Genomic DNA, 12,885 nt, shown 5'->3' with positions numbered 1-12,885 from the left:
CTCCATGCAGATCCAGAACAAGGTATTCCTCATCACCGGCGGCGGCTCCGGCCTGGGCGCGGCCACCGCGAAGCTGCTGGTGAGCGCCGGCGCCAAGGTGGTGCTGGCCGACATCAACGCCGAAGCCGGCGCCGCGCAGGCTACCGAGCTGGGCGAGGCCAACGCGCGCTTCGTGCGCACCGACGTGTGCAGCGAGGCCGACGGCCAGGCCGCCGTGCAGACCGCGCTGGACGCCTTCGGCGCACTACACGGGCTGGCCAACTGCGCCGGCGTGGCGCCTGCCGAGAAGGTCATCGGCCGCAACGGCGTACATGCCCTGGAGAGCTTCACCCGCACCATCGGCATCAACCTGATCGGCACCTTCAACATGCTGCGCCTGGCCGCCGACGCCATGGCGAAGAACGAGCCGGACGCCGGCGGCGAGCGCGGCATCATCATCAACACCGCCTCGGTGGCCGCCTTCGACGGGCAGATCGGCCAGGCCGCGTACTCCGCCTCGAAGAGCGGCGTGGTCGGCATGACCCTGCCGATCGCCCGCGAACTGGCGCGCTCGGGCATCCGCGTGATGACCATCGCCCCCGGCATCTTCGAGACGCCGATGATGGCCGCCATGCCCCAGGAAGTGCGCGACTCCCTCGGCGCCAGCGTGCCGTTCCCGCCGCGCCTGGGCCGCCCGGACGAATACGCCGCGCTGGCCCGCCACATCATCGAGAACAGCATGCTCAACGGCGAGGTGATCCGTCTCGACGGCGCCATCCGCATGAACGCGAAGTAACAGGAGCAGAGCCATGAATGATCCCATCGTCATCGTCAGCGCCGTCCGCACCCCCATGGGCGGCTTCCTCGGCGACTTCAAGGACGCCAGCGCCGCCACCCTCGGCGCGGCCGCCATCCGCGCCGCCGTCGAGCGCGCCCGCCTGGGCGCGGAAGAAGTGGACGACGCCGTGCTCGGCTGCGTGCTCTCCGCCGGCCAGGGCCAGGCGCCGGCGCGCCAGGCCGTGCTGGGCGCGGGCCTGGCGCGCGGCACGCCGTGCTCCACGGTGAACAAGATGTGCGGCTCGGGCATGAAGGCCACCATGATGGTCCATGACGCGCTGCTCGCCGGCAGCGCCCGCGTGGCCCTGGCCGGCGGCATGGAGAGCATGTCCAACGCGCCGTACCTGCTGGAGCGCGCCCGCAGCGGCTACCGCATGGGCCACGGCCGGGTGCTCGACCACATGTTCCTCGACGGCCTCGAAGACGCCTACGACAAGGGCCGCCTGATGGGTACCTTCGCCGAGGACTGCGCCGAGAAATTCGGCTTCACCCGCGAGCAGCAGGACGACTACGCCATCGCCTCGCTGACCCGCGCGCAGAAGGCCATGAGCGACGGCCGCTTCGCCGACGAGATCGTCCCGGTGACGGTCAAGGCCGGCAAGGAGACCCGAGAAATCGGCCAGGACGAGCAGCCGCCGAAAGCCAGGCTGGACAAGATCCCGACCCTGAAACCGGCGTTCCGCGACGGTGGCAGCGTCACGGCCGCCAACTCAAGCTCCATCTCCGACGGCGCCGCCGCGCTGGTGCTGATGCGCCTGTCCGAAGCCGAGAAGCGCGGCCTGACCCCGCTGGCGGCGATCCGTGGCCACGCCTCCTTCGCCGACGCGCCGAACCTGTTCCCGACCGCCCCGGTGGGCGCGGTGAAGCGCCTGCTGCAACGCACCGGCTGGGCGCTGGGCGATGTCGACCTGTTCGAGGTCAACGAAGCCTTCGCGGTGGTCGCCATGGCCGCCATGCGCGAGCTGGACATCCCCCACGACAAGATCAACGTCCACGGCGGCGCCTGCGCCCTCGGCCACCCGATCGGCGCGTCCGGCGCGCGGATCATCGTGACCCTGCTGTCGGCGCTCAGGCAGTACGACCTCAAGCGCGGCGTCGCCGCGGTGTGCATCGGCGGCGGCGAAGCCACGGCCATCGCGGTCGAGCGCCTGGCGTAAGGAGCGAAGCATGATTCCCAGTGAAGAAGACATCCAGATCCGCGACGTTGCCCGCCAGTTCGCCCAGGAACGGCTGAAGCCCTTCGCCGCCGAGTGGGACCGCGAGCACCGCTTCCCGGCCGAGGCGCTGAAGGAAATGGCCGACCTCGGCTTCCTCGGCATGCTGGTGGCGGAGGAGTGGGGCGGCGCGCAGACCGGCCACCTGGCCTACGCCATGGCGCTGGAAGAGATCGCCGCCGGCGACGGCGCCTGCTCGACCATCATGAGCGTGCACAACTCGGTGGGCTGCATGCCCATCGCCAAGTTCGGCAACGATGAGCAGAAGCGCCGCTTCCTGATGCCCCTGGCGCGTGGCGAGATGATCGGCGCCTTCGCCCTGACCGAGCCGCAAGCCGGCTCCGACGCCAGCTTCCTGAAGACCCGCGCGCGCCGCGACGGCGACCACTACGTGCTGAACGGCAGCAAGCAGTTCATCACCTCCGGCAGCCACGCCGGGGTGGTGATCGTCTTCGCGGTGACCGACGCGGCGGCGGGCAAGAAGGGCATCAGCGCCTTCATCGTGCCCACCGACACCCCCGGCTACCGCGTGGTGCGCGTCGAGGACAAGCTCGGCCAGCACGCCTCGGACACCTGCCAGATCGCCTTCGACGACGTGCGCATCCCGGCCAGCTACCGGCTGGGCGAGGAGGGGCAGGGCTACGCCATCGCCCTGGCGAATCTCGAAGGCGGGCGCATCGGCATCGCCTCCCAGGCCGTCGGCATGGCCCGCGCGGCGTTCGAATACGCCCGCGACTACGCCCACGAGCGCGAGACCTTCGGCAAGCCGATCATCCAGCACCAGGCGGTGGCCTTCCGCCTGAGCGATATGGCCACCGAAATCGCCGTGGCCCGGCAGATGGTCCACCACGCCGCCAGCCTGCGCGAAGCCGGCCTGCCGTGCCTGACCGAAGCCTCGATGGCCAAGCTGTTCGCCTCGGAAATGGCCGAGCGCGTGTGCTCGGCGGCGATCCAGACCCTGGGCGGCTACGGCTACCTGCAGGACTTCCCGGTGGAACGCATCTACCGCGACGTGCGCGTGTGCCAGATCTACGAAGGCACCAGCGACGTGCAGCGCCTGGTGATCGCCCGCAGCCTGTAAGCCGGCACGCGGTGCTCTTGCAGGAGCGGATCTCATCCGCGATCCGGCCGCCAGGCCGGCGTCTGGTGCCACCGACCGTCCCGGCTTCGCCGGGATTTCGCGGAGAAGCTCCGCTCCTACGAAAGCAGCTCGTCGGACTCCCCCGGCAGGAGCGGGTGGTGCGGAACGACGCGCCCCGCCCTCGGCACGCGGCGCTCTTGTAGGAGCGGATCTTATCCGCGATCCGGCCGCCAGGCCGGCGTCCGGTGCCACCGGCCGTCCCGGCTGCGCCGGGATTTCGCGGAGAAGCTCCGCTCCTACGAGAGCAGGGCGCCGGACTTGTCCCGCAGGAGGGGCACTTCGTAGGATGGCGTGGAGCGAAGCGATACCCATCGCCGGATGGCCGCAGCGCCCCGTGCTCACCCGTCCACCCGCTACTTTCGGAGGTGCCCGGCGCGACCCAAGTAGCATGGGGACACCGCCCCGGCCTTCGTAGAATGCCAGCGTCGATATCCTCACCCGGGCGCGCAGCATGCACGAAACACAAGGAGTCGTTCGCGGCATGTCCAGTGCCCGCGAGTCGGAGGCGGTGGCCCAGGACCTGGCGCGCCAGCTGATCCACCCGCACCTGGGCTTCGTGCTGTTCTTCTGCTCCGCCGAGTACGACCTGCCGGCCCTGGCCGCCGCGCTGGAACAATACTTCGGCGGCATCGAACTGGTCGGCTGCACCACCGCCGGCGAGATCACCCCGCTGGGCTACGGGCGCGGCTGCGTCAGTGCGGTGGGCTTCGACGTGCGCAGCTTCGCGGTGGCCAGCGCGCTGATCGACGAGATGGAGCGCTTCAGCCTGATCGACGCCCAGCAACTGGTGGAAGGCCTGGTGGCCGGCTGCCGCAGCGCCGAGCTGGCGCCGATCAAGGGCCACAGCTTCGTCCTGTCCCTGTTCGACGGCCTCTCCAGCCGCGAGGAGGTGGTGCTGGCGGCGCTCAGCGCGGCGCTCGGCGCCATCCCGCACTTCGGCGGCTCGGCCGGCGACGACAACCACCTGACCCACACCCACGTCTACTACCAGGGCCAGTTCCACACCCGCGCCGCCGTGGTGCTGCTGTTCAACACCTGGCTCGATTTCGAGGTGTTCACCACCCACCACGTGGTGCCGCGCGGCGAGAAGCTGGTGGTGACGAGCGCCGACAGCGCCGGCCGCCGCGTCCACGAACTCAACGCGGAGCCGGCGGCGCTGGAGTACGCGCGGCTGATCGGCGTGCCGCCGCAGGCGCTGAGCTTCGAGCTGTTCTCCGCCCACCCGCTGGCGGTGCGCATCAGGGACCAGTACTACGTGCGCGCGATCCAGCAGGTCCACGACGACCTCAGCCTGACCTTCTACTGCGCGGTGGAGAACGGCATCGTCCTCACCGCCATGAGCACCGGGCCGCTGCTGCCCAACCTGCAGGCGCAGTTCGAGCGCCTGCACGAGCGCCTCGGCCCGCCGCTGCTGACCATCGGTTGCGACTGCTTCCTGCGCCGCCTGGAACTGGAAGCCGCCGGCAGCACCGCGGCGACCTCCGAGTTCCTCCGCCGCCAGCAGGTGATCGGCTTCAACACCTACGGAGAGCAATTCAATGGCATGCACATCAACCAGACCTTCACCGGGGTCGCCATTGGACGCCCCCGTGGCGGAGTCGCCGGCTGAGCTGCGCGCGCGCATCGCCGAGCTGGAGCGCGAGCGCTACAAGCTGCAGCGCATCAACGCCGCGCTGATCGAGCGGGTCGAGTCCGGCGCCTCGCGCGGCGACGATGCCTATGGCGCCTTCGAGCATTCGGTGGTGCTCGCCGAGCAGGTTCGCGAGCGCACCGATGCGCTGAGCCAGGCCATGGCCGAGCTGAAGTCGAGCAACCAGCTGCTCAGTGACGCGCGGCTGCGCGCCGAGACCGCGCACCAGCACCTGCTCGATGCCATCGAGAGCATTTCCGAGGCCTTCGTGCTGTTCGACCCGCAGCAGCGCATCGTGCTGTTCAACGAACGCTTCCGCGCGCTGTGGGCGCCGACCCGCGCGCGCCTGTGCGCCGGCATGCACCTGGCCGAGGTGCGCCGCCTGGCGCAGAGCAGCGGGCTGATCGTCGAGGAACAGAACAGCAGCGCCGACGAACACACCCTCTACCGCCTGCGCGACGACCGCTGGGTGCGCATGAGCGAACGGCCGACCCGCGACGGCGGCCTGGTGGTGCTCTATTCCGACATCACCGAGATCAAGCTCAGCGAGACCGCCCGCCGCGAGCAGGCGGTGGCGCAGAAGTCGCACCTGCTGCAGCGCGCCGTGGACAACCTGTCCCAGGGCGTGGCGATGGTCGGCGCCGAGGGCGCGCTGGAGCTGTGGAACCGGCGCTTCCTCGAACTCTGCGGGCTGGCGCCGATCGGCGCGCACCGGCCGTTCGCCGACGTCATGGCCGAGAGCGGCCTGCCGCTGCTGACTCCGCGCAGCCGCACCGCCGACGGCACCCCGCTGGCGCTGCTGGAGCAGCGCCTGTTCGACGGCCGCATGCTGGAAATCCGCACCCACGCGCTGCCCACCGGCGGCTTCGTCAACACCTTCACCGACATCACCGAGCGCTACCGCCATGCCGAGGCGCTGCGCGAGAGCGAGCGCTGGATCCGCCTGATCACCGACCAGGTGCCGGCGCTGATCGCCTACCTGAGCGCCGACCTCAACTACGAATTCACCAACAAGGTCTACGAGCAGTGGTACCGCTGGCCCAGCGGCTCGATGCTCGGCCGCAGCCTGCGCGACGTGCACAGCGCCGAGCACTGCCAGCGCCTGGAGCCGTATTTCGAGCGGGCGCTGTCCGGCGAGAGCGTGACCTTCGAGATCGCCGAGACCAACCTTGCCGGGCAGGAGCGCTACATGCAGCGCTCCTACGTGCCCAACCGCCAGGCCAACGGCCAGATCGCCGGCCTGTTCGTGCTGATCCGCGACATCACCGAACGCCGGCGCACCGCCGAGGCGCTGCACCAGGCCTACCAGAACCTGGAACAGCGGGTGCGCGAGCGCACCGCCGAGCTGACCAGCCTGAACGACCAGCTCAAGCGCGAGATCGACGAGCGCAGCCAGGTCGAGGCGCGCCTGCGCGAGGCCAAGCGCGAGGCCGAGCAGGCCAACCTGTCGAAGACCAAGTTCCTCGCCGCGGTCAGCCACGACCTGCTGCAACCGCTGAACGCCGCGCGGCTGTTCACCAGCGCGCTGCAGGAGCGCGGCGCCGGCGACGGCCTGGTGCGCAACATCAGCCACTCGCTGGAGGACGTGGAGAACCTGCTCGGCACCCTGGTGGACATCTCCAAGCTCGACGCCGGGGTGATCAAGCCGGACATCAGCGCCTTCGCCGTCGGCGAACTGCTCGGCAACCTCGCCGCCGAATACAGTCAGGTGGCGGCCAGCGAATGCCTGCGGCTGGACTTCGTGGCCTGCGACGCGCCGGTGCGCAGCGACCTGCAACTGCTCGCGCGGATCCTGCGCAACCTGCTGTCCAACGCCATCCGCTACACCCCCAGCGGGCGCGTGCTGCTGGGCTGCCGGCGGCGCCGGCAGAGCCTGTGGATCGAGGTCTGGGACACCGGCGTCGGCATCCCCGCCGACAAGCTCGGCGAGATCTTCCAGGAGTTCAAGCGCGGCGACACCCAGCGCTCGAACCAGGACCGCGGCCTCGGCCTGGGGCTGGCGATCGTCGAGAAGATCGCGCGCATGCTCGGCCACCGCATCCAGGTCAGCTCGGTGCCGGGCAAGGGCTCGCGCTTCGCCGTCGAGGTGCCGCTGGCGCGCGGCGCGGCGCGGGCGCGGCCGGAGCCGGTGCAGCAGGCCGAACAGCTGGTGGAGCGCCTGCGCGGCTCGCGGGTGTGGGTGCTGGACAACGACGCCGCCATCTGCGCCGGCATGCGCACCCTGCTGGAAGCCTGGGGTTGCCGGGTGGTGACGGCGCTGTCGGAGGAGGACCTGGCGCGCCAGGTGGACAACTTCCACGCCGAATCCGACCTGCTGATCGTCGACTACCACCTGGACGACGGCTGCAACGGGGTCGACGCCGTCGCCTCGATCAACGCCCGCCGCGGCACGCCGCTACCGGCGCTGATGATCACCGCCAACTACAGCAACGAGCTCAAGCAGCAGGTCCGCGAGCTGGGCCACACGCTGATGCACAAGCCGGTGCGGCCGATGAAGCTGAAGACCGCGCTCTGCCACCTGCTGGATCGCGCCGACTGAGCCGGCGCCAGGGGGCTGCCTTTGGCGGCGCCGTAGGATGGGTGGAGCTTGTGATACCCATCGACATGGCCTGCACGATCATCGATGGGTATCGCTGCGCTCCACGCCATCCTACAGATCGGCATTGGCGTGCGTCGTTTCCGTAGGAGCGGAGCTTCTCCGCGATCACCGCGAAAGCGGTGCCTCTTCCAACCGCCGGCCTGTCGGCCGGTTTCGCGGAGAAGCTCCGCTCCTACGAAAGCGTTGGTGGCGCCGTAGGATGGGTGGAGCTTGCGATACCCATCGACATGGCCTGCACGATCATCGATGGGTATCGCTGCGCTCCACGCCATCCTACAAATCGGCATTGGCGTGCGTCGTTTCTGTAGGAGCGGAGCTTCTCCGCGATCACCGCGAAAGCGGTGCCTCTTCCAACCGCCGGCCTGTCGGCCGGTTTCGCGGAGAAGCTCCGCTCCTACGAAAGCGTTGGTGATGCGTGAGAAGTCGGAGCGGCAGCGTGCACTCAGAGGGAGAGGGGAACGGGCACGCGCCGAAGCTCCGGGTGGCTGGTAGGAGCGAGCTTGCTCGCGAACAATCCCCGCTGCGGGGCCCCGGTTCGCGAGCAAGCTCGCTCCTACGAAAACCGGTCCGTCAGGCGCGTTGGGCCGCGGGGGCGCGGACCTTGGCCAGCAGGATCAGCGCGATCCCGCCCAGCACCGCCAGCGACACCAGCGCCAGGCGCAGGCTGATCGCCTCGCCGAGCAGGGCGGCGCCGGCGAGGGCGGCGAGGATCGGCACGCTCAGCTGCACCGAGGCGCCCTGGATCGCCGACAGCCCCGGCAGCGCGCTGTACCAGATGGCGTAGCCGATGCCCGAGGCCACCGCGCCGGACAGCACGGCGTAGATCCCCCCGGACGTGTCCAGCCGCAGGTCGGCGTGGAAGACCAGCGCCAGCAGCGCGGCGAAGGCGATGGCGCGGACGAAGTTGCCGGCGCTGATCGCCAGCGGATCGCTGCCGCTGCGGCCGAGCAGCGAGTACAGGCCCCATGCCACGCCCGACAGCAGCATCAGCAGCGCCCCGGCCAGCGGCGGCGCGCTGGCGCTGGGCAGCAGCTGGGCAAGCAGCCCGCCGAGGGCCAGCAGGAAGCCGGCCAGCGCCTGGCCGTGCAGGCGTTCGCCGCGCAGCATGCCGGCGAGGATCATGGTCACCTGCACCGCGCCGAACAGCAGCAGGGCGCCGGTGCCGGCGTCGAGCTGCACGTAGGCGTAGGAGAAGGCCGCGGCGTAGACGAACAGCGCCGCCGCCGCGCGCCAGTTGCCGCCCTGGCTGGCGGCGCGGCCGCGCAGTTTCAGCAGCAGGCCGAGCACCAGCGCGCCGGAGAGGATGCGGATGCCGGTGAAGCCCACCGCGTCGATGCTGGTGGCCTTCAGGGCGAGGCGGCAGAGGATCGAGTTCCCGGCGAAGGCGAGCATCGCCAGGGCGGTGAGGCTCAGGGTGCGGGTGGAGGGCATCGAGGGGTTCCCGGTAGCGGTCCCGGCAGCACGAATCTGTCAGGAAGGATCAGCGCCACGCGCACTTCAGCGGCGCAGGTAGGCGGTGAAGTCGATATCGCTGGCGCTGAGGATGGCCTGCACCCGGTTGTGCACCTTGAGCTTGTGCAGGATCGCCGAGACGTGGGCCTTCACCGTGGTCTCGGCGATTTCCAGGTTGTAGGCGATCTGCTTGTTCGACTCGCCCTTGGTCATCCGTTCTAGCACCAGCAGCTGCTTGCGCGTCAGCGCCTGCAGCAGCTCCGAGGGGATGCTGTGTTCCTCGTGGCTGGCGCGGCGCGGCGAGCTCTTCTGGGTGCGGATGATGTCCGAGGGCAGGTAGACGTTGCCGTTGAGGATCTGCTCGATGGCTTCGGTCATCTGCGCCCGCGGCGAGGACTTGGTGATGAAGCCCACGGCGCCGTAGGTGATGGCCTGCAGCACCACCTGCTTGTCCTGCTCGGCGGAGACGATCACCACGGGGATGGTCGGCGCCTCGTTGCGCAGGCTCATCAGGCCGTTCAGGCCGTGCATGCCGGGCATGTTCAGGTCGAGCAGGATAAGGTCGAGATCGTCGTGCTCCTGGGTCAGGCCCAGGGCGCTGTCGAGGTCGGCGGTCTCCATCACCTCGCTGCCGGGGAATCCGTCGGCGATGACGTTGTGGATGGCCTCGCGGAACAGCGGGTGGTCGTCGGCGATCAGGATCTTGTACATGGCCTACACCTCGTTATTGTCATTATGGGTGACGAGCGGCGAACAGCGGGCGGTGGGCGCTCGCCGGTCACTGGAACGGTTGCGGCTGGGCGTCCTGCAGGGGCAGTCCTGCCTGTTCCCAGGCGTCGATACCGTCACGGTACCAGTAGAGGCTGGCGTAGCCCAGCGCATGTGCGCGGCGGATGGCGTTCCAGCTCAGCCAGCAGTCCGAGCGGCAGTAGAACACCAGCGGGCGCCTGGCGTCACCCTCGGTCAGGCGGGCGAGGTTCCGTTCGAAGTAGGCCTGCCACCGGGGCTCCAGCACGCCGTTGCCGGTGTTGGCCAGCCACAGGCTGCCGGGCAGGTTGCGGTGCTTCTCGTCTTCGATGAACTGGCCGTTCAGCCAGGTGCGGCGGTACACGTCCACCAGCCGGGTCTGCGGCTCGCGCTCGAGCAGCGCCTGCAGGGCGGGGGTGTCGAGGGTGGTGGCGTGGTCGGCGGACGCAGGCGTCGGGCTGCGGTATTGGGTCAGGCGGTAGCCGTCGGCGGAGAACAGCGGCGCGTCCTCGGCCCGCGTGGCCGGGGTGGCGAGCAGCAGCCCGAGCAGGCACGCGGACAGGCAGCCGTTTAGTGCAGTGGCAAGGCGAGACATGGCGGTATCTCTGTCGTTCTTCTTGTGTCGGCCATTACATGACAGGAGCGTGACTTTGGAAATTCGACGTCCGGAGGGGCGAAGCGGTACCAAAGTAGTAGGTTTCAGCCCTTGCGCAGCGCGGCGTGCTGGGGGTTGAAGGTCAGCACCGCGAGGCCGGCGAAGAGCAGCGTCAGCCCCAGGCAGACGCCCGCCGCCAGCGGGTTGAAGCGCTCGTAGAGGGCGAAGCGCACCAGCTCCACGGCATGGCTGAACGGGTTCAGCGCGCACAGCCAGTACAGCCACAGGCTGGCCTCGCGCATCTTCCACAGCGGGTAGAGCGCGGAGGAGAGGAAGAACAGCGGGAAGATCACGAAATTCATCACCCCGGCGAAGTTCTCCAGCTGGCGGATGCCGTTGGACAGCAGCAGCCCCAGCGCGCCCAGCATCAGCGCCGCCAGCAGCAGCGCCGGCAGGGCCAGCAGCAGGCCCGTGGCCGGCGGCCGCACGCCGTACAGCCAGGCGATGGCGAGGAAGGCGTAGACCTGCAGCAGCGATACCAGCGCGGTGGCCAGCAGCTTGCTGGCCAGCAGGAAGGCGCGCGGCAGCGGGCTGGTGAGCAGCACGCGCATGCTGCCCATCTCGCGGTCGTAGACCATCGACAGCGAGCCCTGCATGCCGTTGAACAGCAGGATCATGCAGCACAGCCCCGGCACGATGTAGGTCTCGTAGGTGACGTAGGTGTCGTACGGCTCGATGATCGAGATGCCCAGCGCGGCGCGGAAACCGGCGGCGAACACCAGCAGCCAGAGCAGCGGCCGCACCAGGGCGCTGAGGAAGCGCGAGCGCTGCAGGACGAAGCGCAGCCACTCGCGCACGACGATGCCGCGCAGGCACTGCCAGTAGGCGGCCGGGCCGAAGCGCGGGGTTTCCAGGGCGCTCATGCGCAGGCCTCCAGGCGGGTCAGGCGCTCGAAGGCGCGTTCCAGGCTGCCGGCGTCCGCTGCGCAGATGTCCCGCGCCTCGCCGCGCGCGACCAGACGCCCGCGATCGAGCACCAGCAGCGCGTCCTCGGCGCGTACCTCGTCCAGCAGGTGGGTGGTCCAGAGCACCGCCAGGCCGTCTTCCCGGCACAGCTTGCGCACGTGTTCGTTGAGCGCCTGGCGCGCCGCCGGGTCGAGGCCGACGCTGGCCTCGTCGAGCAGCAGCAGGCGCGGGCGGTGCAGCAGCGCGCGGGCGATCTCCACCCGCCGGCGGTGGCCGCCGTTGAGCGCGCGGACCTTGTCGCGGCGGCGCTCCTGCAACTGCTGGCGGGCCAGTTCGCTGTCGATCCGCTCGTTCGCCACGCTGCGCGGCAGGCCGTGCAGGGCGGCGTGGTAGCGCAGGTTCTGCTCCACGCTCAGGTCCAGGTCCAGGGTGCTCTGCTGGAACACCACGCCGAGCTGGCGCAGCGCCAGGCGCGGCTGCCGGCGCAGGCTGCAGCCGAGCACCTCGATCTCGCCCTGCTGCAGGTCGTAGAGGCGGGTGAGCAGGGCGACCAGGGTGGACTTGCCGGCGCCGTTGGGCCCCAGCAACGCGGTGAAGCGCCCGGCCGGCAGCGCGAAGTCCAGGCCGTCGAGGGCGCGGCGCGGGCCGTAGGCGAAGCTCAGGTCGCGGACGGCCAGGGCATCGCTGGCCGGTGGGTTCGGGGTCGGTGTGTTCATGGCGTCACCACCACGCCCCAGGGATAGCGGCCGACCTTGATCGACTTGGTGACCTTGCGCGAATCCACGTCGATCACCGAGACGTCGCCGCTGACGCCGTTGGTGGCCAGCAGGCTTTTCTCGTCCGGGGTGAACGCCAGGTGCCAGACGCGGCGGCCCACCAGCAGGTAGTCGAGGACCTCGAAGGTCTTCGCGTCGACCACCGCCACATGGTTGGCCGGGCCGAGGGCGACGAAGGCGGTCTTGCCGTCGGCGGTCAGCTTCACGCCCACCGGCTGCACCTTGTCCGGGTGCACGCCGGGGATGGCGAAGCGCAGGGTCTTGAGGATCCTGCGGCCGGCGACGTCGACCACGCTGACGGTGCCGCCGATCTCCGCCGAGACCCAGACCTGCGAGCCGTCGTGGGTGAATTCCGCATGCCGTGGGCGCTGGTCGACCAGGGTGCTGTCCACCAGCGTCTGGGCCTGGGTGTCGATCCAGTGCAGCATGTTGGTGGTCTCGCTGGTGTTCACCGCCCACTTGCCGTCCGGGCTCACCGCCATGCCCTCGGGCTCGACGCCGACGTCGATCTGCCCGAGCACCTGGGCGCTCTGGGTGTCGACCACCGTCACCAGCGCGTCGTCCTCGTTGGAGATGTACAGCCAGCGGTCGTTGGGGTGCAGGGCGAACTGCTCGGGGTCGGCGCCGGAGGGCAGCTGCCTGATGATCTGGCGGGTGGCCAGGTCCATCACCTGCACGGTGTCGGAGTCGCTCGCGCAGATGTACAGCAGCGTGTTGTCGTGGGACAGCGCCAGGCCGCGCGGGCGCTTGCCGGTGTCGAGGGTGCCGGTGACGGTCATGCTGTCCAGGTCGATGACGCTGAGGTTGTTGTCCTTCTCGTTGGACACGTAGGCGGTGGCGGCGAAGGCCGGCGGCGCCAGGTAGAGCGCGGCGCCGAGGCAGGCGAGGGCCAGCAGGGGCGGATGGGGGAGCGTGCGGCGGGGCATCGGCGGAGTCCTCATGGACAATCT

11 protein-coding genes are annotated in these 12,885 nt (G+C 69.9%); 5 read left to right on the top strand and 6 right to left on the bottom strand.

Going from position 1 to position 12,885, the window contains the following annotated elements; all coding sequences use genetic code 11:
* The first annotated feature begins 4 nt into the window (after positions 1 to 4).
* The 5 genes from AC3B6A_RS15385 to nahK all read left to right on the top strand — a co-directional run bounded on the left by AC3B6A_RS15385 (position 5) and on the right by nahK (position 7,340).
* A complete protein-coding gene (locus AC3B6A_RS15385; protein WP_488398076.1) occupies positions 5 to 775 on the top strand; it encodes a 3-hydroxyacyl-CoA dehydrogenase in 771 nt (256 codons plus the stop codon).
* Positions 776 to 788: 13 nt separating this feature from the next.
* Positions 789 to 1,973, top strand: coding sequence for an acetyl-CoA C-acyltransferase (locus tag AC3B6A_RS15380; protein WP_488398075.1), 1,185 nt, complete (start codon positions 789 to 791; stop codon positions 1,971 to 1,973).
* 10 nt (positions 1,974 to 1,983) lie between these two features.
* Positions 1,984 to 3,111 carry an acyl-CoA dehydrogenase family protein gene (locus tag AC3B6A_RS15375; RefSeq protein ID WP_488398074.1) on the top strand — a complete coding sequence of 376 codons (1,128 nt, stop codon included), beginning with the start codon at positions 1,984 to 1,986 and terminating at the stop codon, positions 3,109 to 3,111.
* A gap of 511 nt (positions 3,112 to 3,622) precedes the next feature.
* Positions 3,623 to 4,780: a nitric oxide-sensing protein NosP gene (nosP, locus tag AC3B6A_RS15370; RefSeq protein WP_488398073.1), complete on the top strand. Its 1,158-nt coding sequence runs from the start codon at positions 3,623 to 3,625 to the stop codon at positions 4,778 to 4,780.
* On the top strand, positions 4,710 to 7,340 hold the full coding sequence (gene nahK, locus AC3B6A_RS15365; RefSeq protein WP_488398072.1) for a hybrid sensor histidine kinase/response regulator NahK/ErcS': 2,631 nt from the start codon (positions 4,710 to 4,712) through the stop codon (positions 7,338 to 7,340). The genes nosP and nahK overlap by 71 nt, the downstream gene beginning before the upstream one ends.
* Positions 7,341 to 7,970: 630 nt before the next feature.
* On the opposite strand, the gene AC3B6A_RS15360 is transcribed toward nahK, so the two are convergent.
* The 6 genes from AC3B6A_RS15360 to AC3B6A_RS15335 all read right to left on the bottom strand — a co-directional run bounded on the left by AC3B6A_RS15360 (position 7,971) and on the right by AC3B6A_RS15335 (position 12,861).
* Positions 7,971 to 8,831, bottom strand: coding sequence for an EamA family transporter (locus tag AC3B6A_RS15360; RefSeq protein ID WP_488398071.1), 861 nt, complete (start codon positions 8,829 to 8,831; stop codon positions 7,971 to 7,973).
* A 66-nt stretch (positions 8,832 to 8,897) separates the two neighbouring features.
* Complete coding sequence (agmR, locus tag AC3B6A_RS15355; RefSeq protein WP_488398070.1) at positions 8,898 to 9,563, bottom strand: response regulator AgmR; 666 nt, start codon at positions 9,561 to 9,563, stop codon at positions 8,898 to 8,900.
* Between the two features lie 67 nt (positions 9,564 to 9,630).
* Entirely contained in the window at positions 9,631 to 10,194 is a 564-nt protein-coding gene (locus AC3B6A_RS15350; protein ID WP_488398069.1) for a PQQ-dependent catabolism-associated CXXCW motif protein, read from the bottom strand.
* A gap of 104 nt (positions 10,195 to 10,298) precedes the next feature.
* On the bottom strand, positions 10,299 to 11,117 hold the full coding sequence (gene pedC / locus AC3B6A_RS15345) for a lanthanide ABC transporter permease protein PedC (protein WP_488398068.1): 819 nt from the start codon (positions 11,115 to 11,117) through the stop codon (positions 10,299 to 10,301).
* A complete protein-coding gene (gene pedB, locus AC3B6A_RS15340; protein ID WP_488398067.1) occupies positions 11,114 to 11,875 on the bottom strand; it encodes a lanthanide ABC transporter ATP-binding protein PedB/LutE in 762 nt (253 codons plus the stop codon). Before pedB ends, pedC begins: the two co-directional genes overlap by 4 nt.
* A complete protein-coding gene (locus tag AC3B6A_RS15335) occupies positions 11,872 to 12,861 on the bottom strand; it encodes a YVTN family beta-propeller repeat protein (protein ID WP_488398066.1) in 990 nt (329 codons plus the stop codon). Before AC3B6A_RS15335 ends, pedB begins: the two co-directional genes overlap by 4 nt.
* Between the last annotated feature and the right edge of the window lie 24 nt (positions 12,862 to 12,885).

This window comes from Pseudomonas sp. B12(2026), from assembly GCF_057767015.1.
The sequence above is the reverse complement of the archived record's forward strand: the minus strand, read 5'-3'. Positions and strand labels throughout refer to the sequence as shown.